We start from the raw sequence: 19359 nt of genomic DNA on the forward strand, positions 1-19359 counted from the left end.
CTTCGCCGGTATGCCGACCGACTCAACCAGCGCGTTGAGGCGGACGGAATCGCGGCATCGACGGCACAGATGTACTATAACGTCGTCAGTGGATTTCTCGGCTACTGTGTTCGCGACGGCGTTCTCTCGCAGAATCCGGCACTCACTGATCGCGCGCGCGAGCCCTTGCCCCGCGACGACGAAGACCGTACGCAACAGTTCTGGACGCCCGAAGTTCGCCAGCAACTCGTCGAGTACACGAACGACCGCGCGTGCGAAGCAATCGAAGCAGACGGTCTCGACGCGACACAGGCCGTCCAAGACCGCGCGTTCATCCACGTCCTCGCGTACACGGGTGTCCGAGGAGCAGAGGTCTTCCGTGTAAGCGGTGACGACCGCTCGGGCCGACAGGGACTCACTTGGGAACGGGTCGATACGGACTCATGGACGTTCCGCGTCTGGGGGAAATCCCAGTCGTGGGAGGACGTCTCCGTGCTTGAACAGGCTCGCGAGGCGATACGGCAGTGGAAGCGTGTGCAGAATCCTCCGACCGACGAGTGGCCGGTGTTCCCAACCGGGCACGCGCCGTCGAAGTACGCTGCGGTCCGTGACGCCCGCGACGACGCCGACACGCTTCTCGACGGCGGCGACGTCGACGAGGTTCTTCACGAACTCGAAATTGCTCCGCCGGCGATTACGACCCACGGTGCTCGTCGAGTTCTCGCGCGGATTGCTGAGGACGCTGGCGTCGACGTCGACGGTGAGAAGCCGAAGCTGCATGGTGCTCGTCGCGGCCTCGGGGATGCGTTGTTCCGGGAAGATCGAGGACTAGCGTCCGATATCCTTCGACACTCCAGTCTCTCAGTGACAAAAGAGGCGTACTCGCACATCGACGCTTCAGAGCGCGGTGAGACCGCTAGTCGGCTCCTCGACGAGTAGTTTCTCTACTTATTTCTACAGTAGATGAATGTGAAATAGCCGTTCAGTAGAGACGTGCGTACCGAAGTTTGGCGGCTTTCGTTTGTAACTCACGTCCTCACAGGTGAGTAACTGGGTGAATATATGGCTTAATGCCTATTCTGAGTGACATTTGAGTGGGAGATGGCAACCACCTGTGCCTCGGTGGGTGCCACTTGGCCCCTCTCCTACTTTCGATAGACAACATACCCTAAGCGTCAGTTACCGAAGGGAGCCTGTAAAGCGGAGTGTGCGTACTGACAAAGGAACCCCGCATTTGCAGGCACCACCTCTGTGTGTTTTCTGGTGGTTCTGCAAGCCATGAAGATGGAGTGCGAACAGTGTGATTGGTCCACTGAGTATGAAAATGGGCAGTCACAACACGAGATTAATAAGCAGGCAACAGCTCATTTCACTGAAACAGGACACACCGTCCGAAGCGTTGGCTATGAGCCAGCAGAAGTAACCACCTTCCCCGCACCGTAGTAGAGCGTCACCTCTCCAAGTTACAACGAATAAGTATACGACCTGTTCTGAGCGATTTGATTCTCTCGTACTGAGTTCCAAGCCCGTGACCGACTCGCGCTCTGTACTCAGCACGCTTGCCGGTGCCTGTCAGGAGGCAGTGACTTCGTAGAACAATCTCCAGGAGTAGGCTATTCCGCGAAGTAGGCATGGTTTATCTCCTCATCCCCAGAGATATCTTCCTCTTCAGCCACGAACGAAAGTTTCCCAGTTAGATCCGATTTTTGATCGAACTCGACACGACCATAGCTGGAAGAATAGCTTGATTCTGACTCCACAATTATCTCCCCTTCCTTTTCAGATGTTTTAACGATACAGACCCGCCGATCACCATCACTGATCTTACTCAGGATTGGAACAATATTTCCGTTGTGCTGTGTTTGCCAGTCGAGGAACTGGTTACCCATACGTGTATCACAGTCTGCAACGAATAGAAGCTATCTCCGACCATGGGGTATTCTCGGAAGGCTTGATCAGGATCTACAGGCTGAAGAAATCAACCAAGCGTGAACGGTCAGCTAGCAGCAGTCGCTACTGCTGCAGATGTCGCCGTAATCGACGCCGAGTTTGTTACCGAGCTCTTCGTTACACTGCGTCACGAGCGCCGAGAACGCCTCTTCGTCTCCGTCCGCTTTGACCGTTTCGAGGGCCTCCCCGAGTCGCTTCGCTTCGGACAGTACGTCGGACTCAGTAGTGCTCAACAGCACCCACCTCCCGTCGACCGAGCGAACTCCTCGCCGATCTTCTCACTGATCACATCGTTCGTCTCGTTGAGAAGCTCGAGAAACGCCGTCTCGGCCTGCTCGTACTCGCTGATCGTCTCGTTGTCCGCCATCATCTGTTTGAGCTCTTTCAGTTCGGCCATCGTCTCCTGGTCGAAGCCGCTCTCCTGGAGCGCTTGCTGTTTCGCCCGGAACTGCTCCAGTAGTCGTTGGGCTTCCTCGTCCGTCTGGAGTCTCGATTGGGACTCGGCGAACTGCTGGTACTGTTCGGACTCGCGGATCGCATCGGCGAGCGAACGCACTCGTGCGTCGACGTCTACGTCGGTGGTCTGTTGGCTCATTGGATTTCAGGCTGCATCGGTCGGTCATCGTCTTGTGCGCCCAGTATCTCGGTTCCGAGCTGTTCGAGTTCGGACAGTCCGGTCGGCTCCGATCGCTGGAGCGGTGCCAGCATCATCGGCACCTCGAAGCGGTCGTCGATCTTCTCGAGGTAGTCGCGCTGCTGCTCGCGGCGGCTCTCGAAGAACGCGTTGTTACCGTACTCGTCGGGGAGCAGGTAGTTGACCGCGACGAGCGACGTCTCGATGCCGACCTGATTCCTCAGATCCTCCGAGGCGCGCCACGCCTCCATCATCGGCGTGTACTCCGGATACATCACGAAGACGAACGAACTCCGCTCGGGGTCGCGCATCGTCTCGATGACCCGGTCGTACTTGTCGCTCGAATCGGAGGCCTCCTTCGTCAGCGACCCGAGGTCCATGAATCCCTTCCAGTCGGAGGGGAGTTCGAGCAGTCGCAGCGTGTGACCCGTCGGCGCGGTATCGAAGACGATCACGTCGTAGCCGTCGACGTCGAAGTAGCCGACGAACTTCTCCAGCGCCGCCATCTCCTCCGCGCAGGGCGACTCCAGTTCCTCTCTGACCTGTTCTTTGGCCGCCTCGACGTCTTCGGCGTCGCCGTCGAACGACTGCTCGACCTGCTCGAGCATCTGCGTCTTGTACTCTTCGAGCGCCCGCTCTTGATCGATTCGAGCGGCGTGCAGGCCGTCGAGTCCGACGTCGGTCGGGTCGTGACCGACTTCCGTGCCGAACACGTTCTGCAGGTGCGAGGCCGGGTCGGTAGTGACGACCAGCGTCTCGTACCCCTCGTTCGCGAGCGTCGTCGCCGTCGTGGCCGCCATCGTGCTCTTGCCGACGCCTCCCTTCCCCGTGAAGAAGAGATAGCGCGTGTCCGACTGCGGACGGAGTCGCTCCATGACTTCTTCGCGGTCCGTCTCGGCATCGAGAGACTCGCCGGACGGATCTGTGGGTTCCTCGTCGACGGTCAGCGTCGGGTCGGACCCCTCGTAGAGGACGTCGGCCACGTCGGCCAGCAGTTCCGTACCTGTGATCTCGCCGGGTTGGAGGGGATAGGTCGCGATGGGCTGGTCGGCGAACCGTTCCTCGACGCTGGCCAGCGCCTCCTGTTCGTCGGCGCGCTTCTTCTCGAAGAAGGGGTCCTCGCAGACCGATTCCGGGAGGTAGCCGTTGACGACGACGAGACTCGTCTGGATACCGAGGTCGGCGAGATTGCCGGAGCTTCGTTCGATCTCGTCGATCGCCGCCTCCTCCGGTCGCCCGACGAAGACGAACGACGTCTGCTCGTCGTCGGAGAGCGTGTCGACGGCGGCCTCGTAGTCCTCTTTCTGCTCCTGCATCGACGCCGCGGGGCCGATACAGGTCGCCTGTCCGCTGTCCAGTTCTTCGGACCACCCGCTCGGAAGCTCCATGAGACGGATCGTGTGCCCGGTCGGCGCGGTGTCGAAGACGACTACGTCGTGCTCCGGTTCGTCCATGAAGTCGACGAACTTGTCGAAGGCGGCTATCTCCTCGACACACGGACTGTCGAGTTGCTCTTCGACGGTCTCTAGTTGCTCGTCGTCGAGCAGTTGGCGCATCGGTTCGAGCGTCCGCTGACGGTACTCTTCGGCGGCTTTGTCCGGGTCGATCTCGATGGCCGAGAGGTTCTCGACGTCGCCGATTGAAGTGACCGAGTGACCGATGGACTGACCGAAGATGTCCGAGAGATTGGGAGCGGGGTCGGTCGTGACCAAGAGTGTGTCCCGGCCGCTTTCGGCGAGCCACTGCGCGGTGGCGCAACTCACCGTGCTCTTGCCGACGCCGCCCTTCCCGCTGAAGAAGACGAACTCGGTGTCCTCGCCGCTGGGTTCGACGATTTCGCGCGCGGGCGTCACTGTCATCGCTGCACCTTCGTTGGGGAGTTACTCTCAACCGTTTCCGAGAGCATCTCGTAACTGGGGTACTCGCCCTTCGCGATCACGTCGTCGTCGACGACCGTGATCGGGAGAATCGACGGTCCCTCCGATTGAACGGTGTCGTAGATCTCCTGGTGCTCCAAGAACGCGTCGATATTCTGGGAAAGACTTGCTCGCGTGACCTCCACGTCGTCGTACTCCTCGTCTAGCTTGTCGACGGCCCTCGTGATGGCGACGAGTTCCTCGTCCGGGTCGGGTCCGCAGACCCCGGTTGAACAGCACATCGCCGATTCGAAGATGGTTACCTCGATCATGTTTGAATTCTTCTTTGAGCGTCGTACGGTGACGTCTCCGCCCCGCGAGTGGCCGACACACCGGGTTACGGTGGCATCGACCGATTCGTCACGACAACGTCCGACGCTATTCATTTGAGAGAAGAGTGAAATAAGTCCTTTGGTAGCCTGCCTGTGAGGGAACAGTATCGGCTTCTTCCCGCCCTCGAACACCTTAGAGACCGAATTTCGTCCCAAAGCGTTATTTTGGAATATTCTCAACTAAGAGTATGGCCACGAACGAACGTCTCCGGCGTTATCTGTCAGACGAACTCGGGAGCTGTCAGGATGAAGACCTCGAACAGCGAATCAGCGAACTTGAAGAGATCGACAACTCAGTGTCACGCGTGATCGAAACCGACGTCGAGGGTCTCTCGGCGGTCGCGAACGAGACGCGCTACAAGATCGTGAGGGTCCTGCACGCCGCCGACTCGGAACTGTGCGTCTGCGAGTTCGCGCCACTGTTGGACGTGAGCGATAGCGCGATCAGTCATGCGCTCTCTCAACTGACCGATGCCGGCTTTCTTCGTCGACGAAAGGACGGAAAGTGGCGGAAGTACCAGACGACGCAGCGCGCGACGGCGCTTCTCGTCGCACTCGATGGATCCCGCGATATTAACCACGACAAGATAGATATCTCGACGTGTTGATTCACGCTCGAATGTTTGTCTGAACACCTTTTCATATGTATCGGTATGTAGTGCTATAGAACACTGTTAGGAACTGTTATACGAGCATCTGCGGCTATCTCCAGTATGGTGATCCTAGCGTGAAGTTCGGTTTCGTGTGTGTCCAGAACGCCGGTCGAAGTCAGATGTCCGCGGCGTTCGCAGAGCGGGAACGCACCGAACGAGGTCTAGAGGACGAAGTGGAAATTCTCACGGGTGGGACGCATCCCGCCGAAGAGGTCCATCCCGAAGTCGTCGAGGCGATGGGAGAGGTTGATATCGATATCTCCGACAGAGAACCGCGAGAGGTTTCGACGGAGGAACTGAACGAGTGCGACGTGGTCGCGACGATGGGCTGTTCGACGCTCGAACTCGACGCGGACGTCGAAGTCCGCGACTGGGCGTTGGACGACCCGCACGGCCAGTCCGTCGAAAAGGTTCGAGAGATTCGAGACGAGATCAAGCAACGCGTGTCCGCGCTCTTCGACGAATACTACGACGAATAACTCGTAGAAGAGTAGGGGAGTCTGGCTCTGTCGAAACCCTCAGCACCAGATAGATGTCGTGTGCGGACTATAGAGGTTGAATCTCTTACGGAGGCCCGTTGATTCCGTCTCATTGGCGCTGAACTGGCTGCTAAGTGTGTATGCGAGAAGATTAGCTCAGATGTCGAATCCGTTTCGCTTGAGTGCCTCTGCCAACTCCCCATCAGGGTCAGCCACAAACTCAATCAACGATGACTCAGGCCTTGTTGTGGTATATAGTTCAGAGTCAATATTGTCGGGGATTTCGTTCGCGTGCGTCTTGTCTACAACTGCAACTGATATTTTTGGCCTCGTGTTCGCGTCTTTTGACTCACTCATTAACTGATAGTACAGGGAAGGGATGTTTGGCTTTTGCCATCGAGTGTAAAATCCCGATTTGCCCATATTGAATGCCGAATCGATGACCGATTCGCGCCTCTATTCAGCACGTCCACACCAACCTCACCAAACGCTGTCAAAAGTGTCGTGACCGATACAGAGGGTGTATTCAGCACAGCACTGCGATTCGTTTCACGCTTCTTGTTGTAGGACAACCGTTCAGTAGATTCTCTGTACCGAACGATTCGTAGAATCGCTGGTCAATAATTCGTCAGCTGCTGTCAACAGGTCCCTTATATTGTGAGCGAATCTTCTCCCCGTCCCGCCACTGCCAGTACCAGTACTCATTGCTGTTGATTTTCTTCTTCGTCAAAGTCGCTTTACCTGGGACGCCGTCCGGAAGATTGTCTCCCCGAATATCCGTCCGTACCTCATCGTCTCGTTCTTCTTTCTCCTCTATCCTTTGTTCACGTCGTTGATCCTCGGCCAGTCGCTCAGCTAGTCGTGAGACCTGGTCCAGTTGCCGGGGAGTCAGTTCCTCAAGCCGGTCTTCGATGTCGTCAGGTACGTCCTGCATACTCGCTGTTGGTTAACTTCTCGACTCTATTGTTGGTTAAGCCTGCCGGTGAACCAGTGGACGTCGGCGTGTCTAACACACCATTTTTCACGAGCACTTGCTGCGAGCCTACATGACCAAGAAACAAGCACGGTCATTACTACCTCCATTCATACCCTTTTAGCGAGTTCCTAGTCAGTTCGCAATCCCTCGTCCCATTCACAACTACTCAATGGTATTCAACGGCAGAAATAGGACAATAGGAGTACAGCTAAGATCAGAGCTAAAAATTGATGACTCAGGAGTTCGTAAGTTATTCATCGGCGATGTCGGAGAGTCGAGCCTGGATGTCGTCGACGTCGGCGTCTGAGAGCGCTTCAAGACCGAACTGCACAAGGAGGGGGTAGAAATGTCGATTCTTCTTGAACTCGTTACGACCCGCTTTTCGGAGTTTCAGTTGGGATTCGAGGTACGTATCCTCCAGGTCGTCGAGGATGCTATCCGGGATGTAGATCGTCCGGCCGTTCCACTCCTCCTTGATATTCGTGTTGTTCGTTTTCTTCGTTTCGTTCGGTGAAGTCGTTTCCTGCGTTCCAGTCGAGGAACTGGTTTCAGTCATCTCAGTCACCTCGCTCGTCTCGTTCGTTTCCTCCGCTTCATCGTCGTCATCGTAGTTGCCTTCGATACCCGAGGCGCTTCCCCAATCGTCGCTCATGCTTCCACCTCCGTCGGCGGAGTTTTCTCGAAGGTCTCGTCAAGTAGATCGGCGATATCGTTGAATAGCGCGCGGGCGTCTTCGACGCGCTTGTTCTCCTTGCTGAAGCCGAATATCGATACGCCTTCACCGATCGATTGCGAGAGATCCGTCCGCTTTGGGATCTCGAAGACAGGCAGCGAGTAGGCTGACTGGATTTCCTCGATCGTACTTCGATGTTCGGCGTTCTGTTCGACCCGGTTGCAGACGATAGCGAGGCGGTTGACGTCTCCGTAGGCTGGTTCGAGGGACTGGAGCTGTTTCGCAAAAATTCGGAGACTATTGGCGTTGAGCTTCTCGGGAAGGACTGGAATGATAACGTTTCCCGTCGCGACGAGGGCATTATCGGTGAGAACATTGAGGGACGGGGGAGTATCGACGACGATGTAGTCGTAGTCCATCTCGAGTTTGTCGAGAGTCATTCCCAGTCGCTCTCGGCTCTTGGGCGCTTCGAGCAGCGTCTGGATGTTCTTATTGTTCGCGAGCTTCTCACTAGCGGGGAGAATATCGAACTCTTCGTGCTCGACGATGATGTCGTTTACCGACTCCATCTGATCGAAGTCAAGCACGTCGAAGAGCGTGGTCCGATCGGTATCATAGTACAGGTCGCTGTAGCCAAGCGAGCAGGTGAGCCCTCCATGGTAGTCGATATCGACCAGGAGGACGTTGTATCCTCTCGCGGCAAGTGCGCCGCCAGTATGGATGACGTCGGTTGTCTTCCCTGCGCCCCCCTTTTGATTCGCCACCGTGATTCGTGCGGTATTGGTGTCAGTCATTATCTTCGTTTCTCTCGTTGTGTTCGTTTCGTTCGTTATGGTCGTTTAGTTCGGTGCGTTCAGTGAGAGTGTTTCACTCGGTGAGAGGATTACTACGATGTTAAAACCAACTGTTCGTTTCGCTCGTTGAAGTGAATTCACGCGTTTCAATCACGTCTTCCGTTCCGTTCGTTTTGTTCGTTTCTGCCATAGACCGGCCAGAGACAACCAGTTCGTTTGGATAGTTCAATTCATCAACCTCGTTCACCTATCCTCTTCGTTCTATTCGTTTCGCTCGTTTCTTTCGTTTCGGCAAGGGTGGTCGGCACCTTCGGTGGGGATGGCGAAGCTGGATGGGATAGTCAGTTGAGAAGGCTGCGTTCTTAAGCCGATCGCGAACGGTGAACCCGCCGACACAGCCATCGTCACCGGGCGTCCAGCGGCGCCGGCAAAACGTGCATCTCACAGTTCGTCACCGAACGACTACCGGGAAGAGGTCCTCGACGTTGAGACTACCTACGTCAACTGCTGGCGCAACTACACCTGATTCCGGACACTCTACCAGATCCTCGACGACCTCGGCGCCACTATCGACATCCACCGGCAATCGACGCCGCACGATGAACTCGTCGACCGCCTCCAGCAGCACGATGGCCCGCGAACGGTCGTCATCCTCGACGAGGTCGACCAATTGGAGGACCCCAGCGTCATCTACAACCTCCACAGCCTCCCGCAGTTCGCAATCATCTGCATCGCGAACAAGGAAGAGGAGCTGTTCAGTCGCGTCGACGACCGCTCGTGAGCCGGCTGCGCTCCAGCGAGTACGTCCGGATGGACAAGTACCACGACGAACAGCTGTACGACATCCTGAGTGCTCGCGCGAAGTGGAGGCTCGACGAGGACGTCATCACCGACAACCAGCTCTACCGAATTGCCGACGTGGCCGCCGGCGACGCCCGCCTCGCAATCGGCATCCTCCGAACGGCCGCCGACAAGGCAGATCGCGAGAACCACGAGCGCATCACCGACGACATTCTCCTGAACGCCACCAAGGATGCCCGGGCCCAAATCAAGCAGAAGAGCATCGATTCACTCACTCCACATCAGCGGGTCGTCTACGATACCGTTCGCGAGCACGGCCACTCGGCCCGAGCGAGATTCACGACCACTATACGGACGAGGTCGACGACCCGCGGACGAAACGGACAGTCCGGTCCTATCTCTCGAAGATGGCCCAGTACAACCTCCTCGAGGCCGAGGGCACGAGCCGGGATCGAGAATACGCAATCATTGAGTCACCGCCTGCCGCAACAACCACTTAAAGCATTCCAGAACATCGATACACTATGACCACACTCCCCACACTGTTCGAGACCTTCCTGTCAGACATCCGCCCGCAGGATGAGCACAATGATGCCTACAAGGGGGGCCACGAAACCCTCCGCGATCACTTGCAGAATGACGATGACATTAACGAGTTCTACGTTGCAGACTTTCTACAGGGGAGCTATCGTCGGTGGACGGCACTCAGACCGCAGGAAGACGAGGAATCCGACGTTGACGTCGTCTTTGTCTCTGATCTCAGCAGTGACCTTGATACCCACGCAGCGCTGGAGAAATGCGAGCCGTTCCTGAATGAACACTATGAGGGACAGTGGGAGCCGAATGCCCACTCCTACAAAATCGAGGAAGAGAAGGTGGAGATTGATCTCGTCTTGACAGCGGCACCGAGCGAGGCAACACGTGAAGCCGTCAAATCACTGGGTTCATTGGACGTGGGAACAGCCCTGAGTCCGGACGACCTTTCGACCGTGGCAGAGGCCCTCAATATGTCGGCAGATGGTGACGACGAGTGGAAGGACGAACCGCTCAAGATTCCACATCGAGATGAGAACGAGTGGGAGAATACCCATCCCCTCGCGGCTATCGCCTTCACCGTTAATAAGAACGATATCACGGATGGCCACTACGTGAACGTCGTCAAGGCCATCAAATGGTGGCGGCGAACGAAGACACCTGACGTCGAAGGACCGACGAGCTATCCCCTCGAGCACATCGTTGGCCAGTGCTGTCCTGATGATATCGACAGCGTCGCCGAGGGCGTGACAAGGACGCTCGAAGAACTCACACGGCAGTTCAAGACCGAAGCAATGGCTGAGGAAGCCCCTACCCTGCCTGCTCACGGTCTCCCGAGAACCTCCGAGAATGACGTCCTCAAACAAATCGACGGGAAAGATTTCGCGGCGTTCTACGATGAGGCAGAGGATGCCGCAGAACTCGCGCGGACAGCACTGGATGAGGAGGACAAAGAAACATCGAGGGATTACTGGTACCAGCTCTTCGGTGAAAAATTCCCTCCCTTCGGAAGCGACGACGATTCTGACGACGGAGGGGAGAAAGCCATGTCAGTAGGGTCGTCCTCACAGGTAGAGGATCCATCTGACCACCAGTTCGCCGTGTCGGACAGCTGACGTCATAAATGCCTCCCCACGAAATTACAGAAGCCGTCGCAGCCATCGCCGAACAGGATGGAGTCACCGTCCTCAAAGACCCATATCGACACGACAGCAACGGACGGTGGATTGTCAAGATCAGGCTTTGTCCAGACGACTTAGAACCCCATCCAGACGTGCCACGCGAGACGGACTGGTATCTCCATCTACAGGATACGTACCCCGCCGGTTCAATTGGGATCTACCCTGCGGATCAAGAAGAGAACACCATTACCGCCACATTCCCCCACCAGAAGCTGAACGTTGCTGGGAGCGACGATACTCCGTGGCGACGAGGCGATATCTGTGTTGCTCGGTATGGACACACCCTCAGTCAAACGGGAGCCACCGGCGAACCCAGCACAAGCCGTGATCGACTCTGTTGGCATATGGACCGAGCATTGCGGTGGTTAAGTAATGCTGCGAAAGGGGAACTCCGGAAACCAGACGAACCGTTTGAAATCCCAGCCTTCGATACAAACTCGGCTTCGGCCACGACCATCGCATTCAACGAGACGCAGGAGTCGTTCTCAGACTGGAGGACAATGTATGGACAGTGGGGGACAGTCGACCTCCGCTCGTTGCCAACTGCTGAGGAGACATACGCGACTGGTACGTTCAAAGACAACGACGATGAAGTCGTCTATCAGCCACAATGGGGCGGATACATCGATTCGAATCCTGATGACTCTGTTTCCGGAGCGTGGGCATTGTTAGAAGAGTTGCCGATTGAACCCCCGTGGGAGGCCCCGGAGACGTGGGAAGAGTTAGGCGTATTTTTCGATGGTACCGAGACTGACCCGTACGAACTACGGGCGAATATCAAGCCCGTGTTGGACGATGAACCGGTCAAGATTCTTCTAATCGGGTTCCCCATCCCAGCAACGGTCGACGGCAATCCCGAGATGATCTATTGGCAACCAATCGAGATCCAAGAGTTCAAAGATCCGAATGACCTTTCCGGCGGATTTCGAGATACTGGAAAGGGGCCTGAGATAGCCGAACGGCGGGAAGCAGGAGAGGAACAGATTCGGTGGCTGGACTCGGACAACTGGTCGCATGAGCAGCTCACCAGACGCGGACATATGACGGAGTGGTTTCTGGATCGAAATATCGTGCTCATCGGAGCGGGAGCGCTCGGCAGTATGGTTGCCGAGAATCTCGTTCGAGCCGGCTGTCAGCAGCTTACCATCGTCGACAACGACACGTATGAGATCGGCAACGTGGCTCGCCACACACTAACAATCGATAATGTGGGGCGAAACAAGGCGACAGCAATCGCGGACCGGCTTGAATCAATTGCACCGTACGCCCACGTCTTTGATGTGGATAGCGCCTTTCCACCGAGCGGTGAGCTGCCGGAGCCAATCAGAGAAGCGGAGGTAGTAATTGACTGTACCGCGTCACGGGGAGTTCGTCGCGCTCTTGATGCGATTAGATGGAATCAGCCGGTCGTGTTTTGCTCTGCGGCTATGGGTCGGCGAGCGAATCGGTTGTTCTGCTTCACAGCTTACTCACATACCTTTCCGTACAGCGATTACAACGAGGCGTTCGATCCATGGCGGTTACAAGAACAGATCGAATGGGACGAAGATGAGGATGCCATCCCCGAGCGAGTCGGGTGCTGGCACCCAGCATCAGTTATCCGAACGGACCGGGTGATGACGTGGGCAGGGACAGTGACACGACTTCTTGATCAGGCGACGGCATTGAGTCTGCGCGAGAATCACTTCACCGTACTCGAGACCGGTAGTGGCGACGAACTGCCGACCATTTCACAGGCCACACCCCCCTTCCAGGATGGAACAATATGGCGAGCACCGGAATCACCAATCACCGTACAGATTCCGGCCACGTGTCTTGAAGCGATGTATGAGCGCTGTCGGAAAGAACATCCCTGTGAAACGGGCGGTATTCTGGCTGGAACCGACCGTCTCGATGGACCAGCACTGGTGGTTAATGCCCGAGACCCACCACAGGACTCTATTCAAGAACCAACTCGATTCCTCCGCGGAACCGACAAAGTCGAGGAGTGGCTCAAAGACGCTAGGGAGAGCATCGGCATCGACTATCTCGGAGAATGGCACTACCATCCCGGCGCTTCACCCGATCTCAGTCGGGACGATCGGACTGCGATGAATGAAATCGCCGACGACGATGGCTACGACTGTCCCCATCCGCTCCTCTTCATCGTTGGTCAGGACGAAGACGGTCAGTTCACGATCAACGCCTATCTGTTCCACGATAGTAAGGAATACGAGCAGTTAGAACGGATTGACAACCCAGATGCGGCTACAACTCTCAACGTCGGTGACGATACATGACTAACCCAACTGGCCGTGTATTTCTCAGCTATAAGCACGAACAGACGGACGTCGCCAACTTCCTGCAAACGGAACTGGAGCGACACGGGGTGCCGATTTGGCGGGATATCTTCGATTTGAAGCCGGAGCCACTCAGAGATGAGATTATCGACCAGTTGGAGAACCCGGAAACTGCCAGTGGTATTGCGCTCGTCAGTGAGGGCGTATCCGACTCCGACATCATTCTTAACGACGAGTTGCCGGGATTCAACAAGCGATGGGACAGTGATGACGAGTTTTTCGTGGTTGTTGTGCCATGTCCCGATATCAGCGTTGGAGAAGCGAAATCGATCCTTAACGAAGCTCCGATCCTCCACGGCTTTTCCGCCTGGAAAATGCTCCCCCTAGAGGCGACCACGTCTGACAAAGCAACAGATATCATTGATGGAGTGTTATCAGAGCGGATCGAGCGGATAGATGGGTATTTGCCGGACGGTGAGCCTCTCGAATGTTCACTTGACACCTACGATTCGCCCGCTCACGACATCGATCCCGCGATTGCTATCGACTGGTCAAGATCTTTCGAACATGGCCCACCATCCCAAGAAGTATGGAACCAGCGTCTACTCCCAGCTTTAACCACGGTGGCGGACAGTCTCATTCAAAACGCATCGGGCCGCCCCCTCCGCTTCCGTGGCCGAACGCATCTTCCCGCTGCGTTCGCAGCCGGTTACTATCTCCCAACCACACGTCGTATCCAAGCAACGTGGATGCAACCCACTGGGCCCACCGGAATGACCGAATGGACGCTCGATATCGACGAAGAGGAAAGCGGGTTAGAAGGTGATCTTCAGCGACAACCGAATCACGGATCCGAGCTTGCTGTTCTCGTCAACATCGCTGCCGACGTGCAACCAGAGGTAGACCAGATGCATAACGAGCTTCCGGATTTCAATGGTGTGCTCAGATTGATACCAGAGGACGGGCCTGATGTGGAATTGTCCCCGGCACAGGCAGCCCATGCTGCAGATGTTTTCCGTACCAAGGTACGAAACGCGGTTAAAGAACTGCCCAAAACATCGACTATTCATCTCTTCATGGCCGGCCCTACAGGGCTCGCCTTTTTCTTCGGACGAAAATCAAACACACTCAGACCGATCCAGACCTACCTCTACAGCAAAGACGAGGGTCGGTACTATCCTGCTGGTCGATTACAGAATCAGTCACTTTCAGACGACTCAGGCACCGTCTCAGGAGATCAATAGCAAATCAGTGCCCATTAGAAAGAGCCTCGAATCGGTCACGCCGCACCAGCGCGTCGTTTACGACATCGTTCGCGAACACGGCCCGGTCGGACCGAGCGAAATCCACGAGCGTTATTCCGAGGCAGTCGATAATCCACGAACCAAGCGAACCGTTCGGGCGTATCTATCAAAGATGGCTCAATACAACCTCCGCGAAGCAGACGGATCCAGCCGAGATCGGGAATACACAGCCATCGACCAACCACCATCCACACTCGCTGATCAGGGTGATTAAGAAACTGATAGGTCGTGTTTTGTTGAGCGGAAAAAATGTACCCCCGTGATTTATTACTGCAGGAGCGATTATGTCCTACTATGAGCGCAAAGGGCCAGCTCCGTCGGTTCGAGAACAGGGCGCAGTTGCTGCGCCATATCTCTGAGGAGACCGGCACGGACATCGACACGCTTTGGGACGAGTACGAAGCTCAGGTCGAATAGAGCCCTTTGCAGTTTTTGACGCGTGGGCGACGATACTGATCTCGACTTATCGTTCGCAATAGACTCAGCAACAGTCTCTCTGAGCCCTATCGGGGAATATCAGGTTCTCGATCTGGAAGGGCCGGTAGTCATCGTTGGAGATGCGTCTTACCGCGTTGTTCCGGTCGGTGAAAACTCAGACCTGTCAGAAGATGTCCGAGAACTTGGCGTCAACGAGATACGTGCTGCACTCAACGAGCTCGCTGACAACGACGACTTTCAGTCAATCGTAGACAATTGCCCGACGAATACGCCGCTCGTCTACGACGACATCGATTATTTGACTCGCCATCTCCCCACAAATTCGCTCCAGAAGTGCCAAGAGCTGAGTGAGAGCACCCTTTTCGATAAGGAATTACTGCTCCAAGTTGCATACGTAGAACGCCAAAACTCTCTCGTCGGGCACTCAGATAACGTTCTTGAGTATTATCTCGAACAGCGTGCTGAAATCGCTGAAAAACTCCGTTCCACCGACGAGATCGACAGCGAAGTTGAGCGGTCATTCTTTTCGTATCTACTCCTTGCCTCGGCACTCATCGAAGAGCTGACGACAGAAACGGTCCTCAACGAACTCTTTCGCGAGGAAGCGCGTCTCGACAGCATCACAGAGCACGTTCGGAGTATGGGGCACGCGAAGCGGTTAGAGAAACTCTGTGATATCCAAATACTGACCGGGGGTGACCACGGGTTGCTTGTCGAGGTCAAAGAGCGCAGAAACAACCTCGTCCACGACGCGCAGAAACGGGCAGGCCTTGACGAACTCGAATCGCATCGTGAAGTCGCACAAATTCTCGAGCAGACTGATCGATGTGCGTCCGTGCTACTGACGATCTCGGGAAAGAACATCGAGTCAGTCATCGCTAAGCGAGGGTGTGATCCCTATATCGAACACGCTCAATCTGAGGCTGTGGCCGACACCATCACCACATGGGAACAGGAGTCTCCAGAGCGCCTGTCGAGACTTCACGACTGTGAAAGAGCGGCCCTCGAAGAGATTCGCTGGAATACCGAAGAAAGTGACCCTGGGAACAACATCACGGAGGGATTCATGTTTGATGGATTTGATGACGAGGAGCTGTATGAGTTACTGATGGAGTTCGTCGGTGATGCCTCAAACGCGTTCTTCGACCGGATTGATGCCGATGCGAACGAGAGCAATCTCGATCGCTTCGATTTCGCATTAATGGTGCTGCTCTGTGCTGGTCACAGTTACGAGGATATTGCCCGCTGGTTGGATACCGACGAAAAGTACGTCCAGCGGAAGGAGAACGTCATAGCCTGGAGAGCTTCGAAGTTTGAGAAGAGGTTGGTAGAGGAGATCCCCCGCCCAGAGGGCCCAAAATGGCCATCTGACACGGAATCAGATGATCAGGATGGTTGCTAGCCTGATAACAGATGGGTCATTGTCGCATAGTACGTGATTCTCTCTCAGCGGAAGGCACAATTGGACAAGACCGAGCGTGAGTAGCTCGAAGACCTCCTCAAAGCAGAAGGTATTATCTGGGATCGAGAGTACTCGCTCGTCGATTCAGCAGCTGCATCGACGATGCAGTGACCGTGACCCTGCTCAGCTATCCCGAACTGAACCCCCCGAGGCCCGATTGCTCGTGGTCCAGTGGCTCTATGACCTGTGGATCGTCGTTGCCGGGGTTGTTGACTCGCGTCGAGATCTCGTAAGCGTCTATATCGTCCTTCGGATACGGCTGGCACAGGTCCTTGCAGGTGTCCGGATCTGTGGCGAGCCAGTCGGATTCCGCGTCCTGCGGGAAGACGACCGGCATCCGATCTGGATGGAGTTCATCAAGTCGTTCGGCTTTGTCGTGAGAGTCGAGTATGGGAGAACACTCAACGTCGAACCGATTGGCGGTGGACCAGCCAACTCGGGGCGCAGACCGCAATCGGTCCCTCGCTGACCAGGCCGATCCGGCTACGAACGAGATACTGTTGCCGTCACTCGGCGACGGCATCACCCTGCTCGACGTCGAGGGAGGTCGCGGCGTCCCAATCCTGCAGTCGCTCGTGTTCGGCCACCTCCTCCTGCACGATGGCCCCGCCTTCTGGGTCGACGCAAACGGCCACGCGACAACGACGACACTCGCTCAGATCGCGCTCAGTCAACGGTTGCTCAACCGAATTCACGTCGCACGCGGATTTACCGCCTACCAGCACTGCGGCTCCATCTGTGATCTCCCGTCAGCGGTGAACAAGTCGATCCAGACGTCCACCGCCGACGCCCGGGCGGCCAGTCGAGGGGCGCCAGGTCGTGACGAGAACACGTCGCCCCACACACCTGCCCTGATCGTTGCGCCGGCCGTCGACGCCCAGTACCGCATCGACGATACCCTCGGCGAAACTCACGCGAAAACCCTCCAGGCTCGAACCCTCGCCCGGTTGGCGACCTATGCCGAGGGGTACAACATCCCGGTGCTCGTTACTTGAAACGAACGAAACGAGCGAAACGAAATCACCGAGCCGACCGCGACGGTCGCCGACCACCACCTCAAGTGCAAGCAGACCCGGATGGACCCACGGGTTGTCGGCGAGGACTTCGAGATGCTCGTCTATCCCGTCGACGACGGCGCGTACTACCAGACATTGACGGCGTCCTCGACCTCGTCTCGCGGTCGCGCAAGCCGATTCAGGAGACAGCCTGGGCCTCGATTGGCAACGTTCTGACCACCATCCAGATTTGTGAAGCCCACAAGCGAGGGGTTCTGGTGCTGTGGCACTCCTGGCGCCACGAGAAATACAAATCGATAGAGGTGCTTCACGATGCCGACCGTGGTGATTCATCTTCGCGCCGGAGGTCGGACTCCACGAGGATGTCCACGAGCTCGATTTCTCCTCGTTGTATCCGAACATTATCTGTACGCGGAACGTCTCGTCCAACGTGATTCGCTGTGGGTGCCATCGCGGCCGCGACGACGTCCTCGGCCTCGGCTACGCGATCTGTGACGAGCGGGGCTACCTCGTCGACGTCCTCCAGCCCATCATCGATGCGCGCGACGAGATCAAGGCTGCCATCCGTTGCGAACAAGAGCGCGACGATCCCAATAAGGAACGCCTCGACGAACTCGAAGGGTGGTCGGGTGTGCTGAAGTGGATCCTCGTCGCCTACCTCGGCTATCAAGGCTTTAACAACGCCAAGTACGGGCGAATCGAGTGCCAGGAGGCGATCAACGCTTTCGCGCGCGAGATTCTATTGACGGCGAAGCAACGCCTCGAAGCCGGCGGCTGGCGTGTCGTTCACGGCATCGTCGATTCGATTAGGGTGATGCCGGATCCCGATGTCGACGAGCGGCAGCGCGAGGACCTGGAGGAGATCGCGACCGAGATCACCGAGGCGGTCGATATCCGTCTCGAGTATGAAGCTAACTATGACTGGGTGGCGTTCGTTCCGCGGCGAGAGAGCGACGCCGGTGCGCTGACGAAGTACTTCGGGAAGGTCGCTGGCGCGGACGAGTTCAAAGTCCGTGGGATTGAAGCCCGCCAGCGGTCGGCGCCGCTGTTCATCGAGGACGTCCAACGGGAGTGCCTTGACCGCCTCGATGCGACACAGTCGCCGGAGGCGGTCCTCAGCTGTCTTGAACGAGCAATCTCGAACCCCTATGCCGGTGAGGTAGCGGCAGAGCGGCTTGTCGAACGGAATCGCGTCTCCAAACCACTCGATGGCTACACGCAGAACACACAGAACGTCGCAGCGTTGAAACGGGCTCGCGACCAGGATCTCGCCGTCCATCCCGGCCAGGATATCGAGTATGTGGTCGTCGACGACGAAAAATCCTCGCGGGACCGCGTCGCCCTCACCCACGAGGCGGTCGAGACGTACGATCCGTCATACTATGAGACACAGCTCGTTCGCGCCGTCGAAAGCGTCCTTTCACCGCTTGGATGGGATAGGACCGACATCAGACGAGAACTCGCGGAGACGAGAGAACTGGATCTGATGGCGTTTGCAACTGTCGGGAAAGATCGACATGAGTGAGACATGACCCCACTCCCTCCCCCCGTCATCGATGTGTAAAACCCAACGAAGGAGAGGGGGCTTGAAAGAGAAGAAACATCAAAATCGGCGAAAGAGCGAGAGGCACGGAGAAGAAAGCCTAAGACAACAATATCACGTTCCTCTTCGTGATCCTCTCTAGTCTGACAAAGCTTTATATATCAAGGGATAAAACCAAACCCGTACTAGAATTAAACGGGAGTGTTAGGAGGAGTGCAGCTCCGACTAACCAAACGTTGATTCCATTTCTCGGTGCCTACTCTTACTCCCCATTTGAGTAGTATCCGCGGCTCTTACGCCGTGTATAGCGGATTGATATCGGACCTTGACTGGTCGCCTCCCTTCTCCTTCCGGCCGTTTACACTTCGATGACGGGGGGAGGGGGATCACGTCCTCCGTTGAGTGAGAGTCCCTG

17 protein-coding genes and 5 pseudogenes are annotated in these 19359 nt (G+C 56.4%); 12 read left to right on the top strand and 10 right to left on the bottom strand.

The genetic code is table 11. The annotated features are described in order from the left end of the window. Nucleotides 1–918 (top strand): tyrosine-type recombinase/integrase (locus tag C474_RS13180; protein WP_008387629.1); only part of this gene is annotated, 918 nt, incomplete at its 5' end. 674 nt (nucleotides 919–1592) lie between these two features. Here the strand turns inward: C474_RS13180 and C474_RS13185 are convergent. From C474_RS13185 to arsD, 5 genes are all read right to left on the bottom strand, one after another. Continuing rightward, nucleotides 1593–1868, bottom strand: coding sequence for a hypothetical protein (locus tag C474_RS13185; protein WP_049916978.1), 276 nt, complete (start codon nucleotides 1866–1868; stop codon nucleotides 1593–1595). A 111-nt stretch (nucleotides 1869–1979) separates the two neighbouring features. Beyond that, nucleotides 1980–2168 (bottom strand): halo-CC-star protein HcsS, encoded by a 189-nt coding sequence (gene hcsS, locus C474_RS13190; RefSeq protein WP_008387631.1) that lies wholly within the window; start codon nucleotides 2166–2168, stop codon nucleotides 1980–1982. After that, nucleotides 2159–2524, bottom strand: coding sequence for a halo-CC-star protein HcsL (gene hcsL, locus C474_RS13195; RefSeq protein WP_008387633.1), 366 nt, complete (start codon nucleotides 2522–2524; stop codon nucleotides 2159–2161). The genes hcsS and hcsL overlap by 10 nt, the downstream gene beginning before the upstream one ends. Next, nucleotides 2521–4422 (bottom strand): arsenical pump-driving ATPase, encoded by a 1902-nt coding sequence (gene arsA, locus C474_RS13200; protein ID WP_008387634.1) that lies wholly within the window; start codon nucleotides 4420–4422, stop codon nucleotides 2521–2523. The genes hcsL and arsA overlap by 4 nt, the downstream gene beginning before the upstream one ends. Then, nucleotides 4419–4751, bottom strand: a complete 333-nt coding sequence (gene arsD / locus C474_RS13205; protein ID WP_008387637.1) for an arsenite efflux transporter metallochaperone ArsD — start codon at nucleotides 4749–4751, stop codon at nucleotides 4419–4421. The genes arsA and arsD overlap by 4 nt, the downstream gene beginning before the upstream one ends. Before the next feature lie 248 nt (nucleotides 4752–4999). Here arsD and C474_RS13210 point away from each other — a divergent pair, with 248 nt between their 5' ends. Both C474_RS13210 and C474_RS13215 read left to right on the top strand, forming a co-directional pair. Then, nucleotides 5000–5419 carry an ArsR/SmtB family transcription factor gene (locus C474_RS13210; RefSeq protein ID WP_008387639.1) on the top strand — a complete coding sequence of 140 codons (420 nt, stop codon included), beginning with the start codon at nucleotides 5000–5002 and terminating at the stop codon, nucleotides 5417–5419. 119 nt (nucleotides 5420–5538) lie between these two features. Further along, a complete protein-coding gene (locus C474_RS13215) occupies nucleotides 5539–5943 on the top strand; it encodes an arsenate-mycothiol transferase ArsC (RefSeq protein ID WP_275039814.1) in 405 nt (134 codons plus the stop codon). A 156-nt stretch (nucleotides 5944–6099) separates the two neighbouring features. On the opposite strand, the gene C474_RS21495 is transcribed toward C474_RS13215, so the two are convergent. From C474_RS21495 to C474_RS13230, 4 genes are all read right to left on the bottom strand, one after another. Next, nucleotides 6100–6300, bottom strand: a complete 201-nt coding sequence (locus C474_RS21495; RefSeq protein WP_008387643.1) for a hypothetical protein — start codon at nucleotides 6298–6300, stop codon at nucleotides 6100–6102. A gap of 271 nt (nucleotides 6301–6571) precedes the next feature. Continuing rightward, on the bottom strand, nucleotides 6572–6877 hold the full coding sequence (locus tag C474_RS13220; protein ID WP_008387645.1) for a hypothetical protein: 306 nt from the start codon (nucleotides 6875–6877) through the stop codon (nucleotides 6572–6574). A gap of 292 nt (nucleotides 6878–7169) precedes the next feature. Then, nucleotides 7170–7571, bottom strand: coding sequence for a hypothetical protein (locus tag C474_RS13225; protein WP_008387647.1), 402 nt, complete (start codon nucleotides 7569–7571; stop codon nucleotides 7170–7172). Next, on the bottom strand, nucleotides 7568–8386 hold the full coding sequence (locus C474_RS13230; RefSeq protein WP_008387649.1) for a ParA family protein: 819 nt from the start codon (nucleotides 8384–8386) through the stop codon (nucleotides 7568–7570). The genes C474_RS13225 and C474_RS13230 overlap by 4 nt, the downstream gene beginning before the upstream one ends. Before the next feature lie 358 nt (nucleotides 8387–8744). Here C474_RS13230 and C474_RS13235 point away from each other — a divergent pair. From C474_RS13235 to C474_RS13255, 7 genes and pseudogenes are all read left to right on the top strand, one after another. After that, nucleotides 8745–9687 (top strand): annotated as a pseudogene (locus C474_RS13235) (Cdc6/Cdc18 family protein); the annotation flags it as partial. A gap of 24 nt (nucleotides 9688–9711) precedes the next feature. Beyond that, nucleotides 9712–10836 carry an SMODS domain-containing nucleotidyltransferase gene (locus C474_RS13240; RefSeq protein WP_008387653.1) on the top strand — a complete coding sequence of 375 codons (1125 nt, stop codon included), beginning with the start codon at nucleotides 9712–9714 and terminating at the stop codon, nucleotides 10834–10836. An 8-nt stretch (nucleotides 10837–10844) separates the two neighbouring features. Then, nucleotides 10845–13181 (top strand): ThiF family adenylyltransferase, encoded by a 2337-nt coding sequence (locus tag C474_RS13245; RefSeq protein ID WP_083862022.1) that lies wholly within the window; start codon nucleotides 10845–10847, stop codon nucleotides 13179–13181. Further along, a complete protein-coding gene (locus tag C474_RS22085; RefSeq protein WP_152421662.1) occupies nucleotides 13178–14425 on the top strand; it encodes an SAVED domain-containing protein in 1248 nt (415 codons plus the stop codon). Before C474_RS13245 ends, C474_RS22085 begins: the two co-directional genes overlap by 4 nt. Before the next feature lie 16 nt (nucleotides 14426–14441). Beyond that, a pseudogene (locus C474_RS23430) lies at nucleotides 14442–14699 on the top strand (AAA family ATPase); the annotation flags it as partial. 80 nt (nucleotides 14700–14779) lie between these two features. Continuing rightward, entirely contained in the window at nucleotides 14780–14902 is a 123-nt protein-coding gene (locus tag C474_RS23350) for a hypothetical protein (RefSeq protein ID WP_008528531.1), read from the top strand. A gap of 22 nt (nucleotides 14903–14924) precedes the next feature. Further along, nucleotides 14925–16325, top strand: a complete 1401-nt coding sequence (locus tag C474_RS13255) for a hypothetical protein (RefSeq protein WP_008387657.1) — start codon at nucleotides 14925–14927, stop codon at nucleotides 16323–16325. 187 nt (nucleotides 16326–16512) lie between these two features. Here the strand turns inward: C474_RS13255 and C474_RS13260 are convergent. After that, nucleotides 16513–16766, bottom strand: a pseudogene (locus tag C474_RS13260) (SOS response-associated peptidase family protein); the annotation flags it as partial. Between the two features lie 113 nt (nucleotides 16767–16879). Between C474_RS13260 and C474_RS13265 the strand changes: the two are divergent. Both C474_RS13265 and C474_RS13270 read left to right on the top strand, forming a co-directional pair. Next, nucleotides 16880–17545 (top strand): annotated as a pseudogene (locus C474_RS13265) (hypothetical protein); the annotation flags it as partial. Next, nucleotides 17533–18926, top strand: a pseudogene (locus C474_RS13270) (type B DNA-directed DNA polymerase); the annotation flags it as partial. The pseudogenes C474_RS13265 and C474_RS13270, both read left to right, overlap by 13 nt. Between the last annotated feature and the right edge of the window lie 433 nt (nucleotides 18927–19359).

It is taken from the genome of Halogeometricum pallidum JCM 14848, assembly GCF_000337095.1.
GTDB lineage: Archaea > Halobacteriota > Halobacteria > Halobacteriales > Haloferacaceae > Halogeometricum > Halogeometricum pallidum.

Excerpts from the sequence above, each read along its gene's own strand:
- C474_RS13185 (WP_049916978.1), bottom strand. The coding sequence starts at position 1,868 with ATGGGTAACCAGTTCCTCGACTGGCAAACACAGCACAACGGAAATATT.
- hcsL (WP_008387633.1), bottom strand. The coding sequence starts at position 2,524 with ATGAGCCAACAGACCACCGACGTAGACGTCGACGCACGAGTGCGTTCG.
- arsA (WP_008387634.1), bottom strand. The coding sequence starts at position 4,422 with ATGACAGTGACGCCCGCGCGCGAAATCGTCGAACCCAGCGGCGAGGAC.
- arsD (WP_008387637.1), bottom strand. The coding sequence starts at position 4,751 with ATGATCGAGGTAACCATCTTCGAATCGGCGATGTGCTGTTCAACCGGG.
- C474_RS13210 (WP_008387639.1), top strand. The coding sequence starts at position 5,000 with ATGGCCACGAACGAACGTCTCCGGCGTTATCTGTCAGACGAACTCGGG.
- C474_RS21495 (WP_008387643.1), bottom strand. The coding sequence starts at position 6,300 with ATGAGTGAGTCAAAAGACGCGAACACGAGGCCAAAAATATCAGTTGCA.
- C474_RS13220 (WP_008387645.1), bottom strand. The coding sequence starts at position 6,877 with ATGCAGGACGTACCTGACGACATCGAAGACCGGCTTGAGGAACTGACT.
- C474_RS13225 (WP_008387647.1), bottom strand. The coding sequence starts at position 7,571 with ATGAGCGACGATTGGGGAAGCGCCTCGGGTATCGAAGGCAACTACGAT.
- C474_RS13230 (WP_008387649.1), bottom strand. The coding sequence starts at position 8,386 with ATGACTGACACCAATACCGCACGAATCACGGTGGCGAATCAAAAGGGG.
- C474_RS13240 (WP_008387653.1), top strand. The coding sequence starts at position 9,712 with ATGACCACACTCCCCACACTGTTCGAGACCTTCCTGTCAGACATCCGC.
- C474_RS13245 (WP_083862022.1), top strand. The coding sequence starts at position 10,845 with ATGCCTCCCCACGAAATTACAGAAGCCGTCGCAGCCATCGCCGAACAG.
- C474_RS22085 (WP_152421662.1), top strand. The coding sequence starts at position 13,178 with ATGACTAACCCAACTGGCCGTGTATTTCTCAGCTATAAGCACGAACAG.
- C474_RS23350 (WP_008528531.1), top strand. The coding sequence starts at position 14,780 with ATGAGCGCAAAGGGCCAGCTCCGTCGGTTCGAGAACAGGGCGCAGTTG.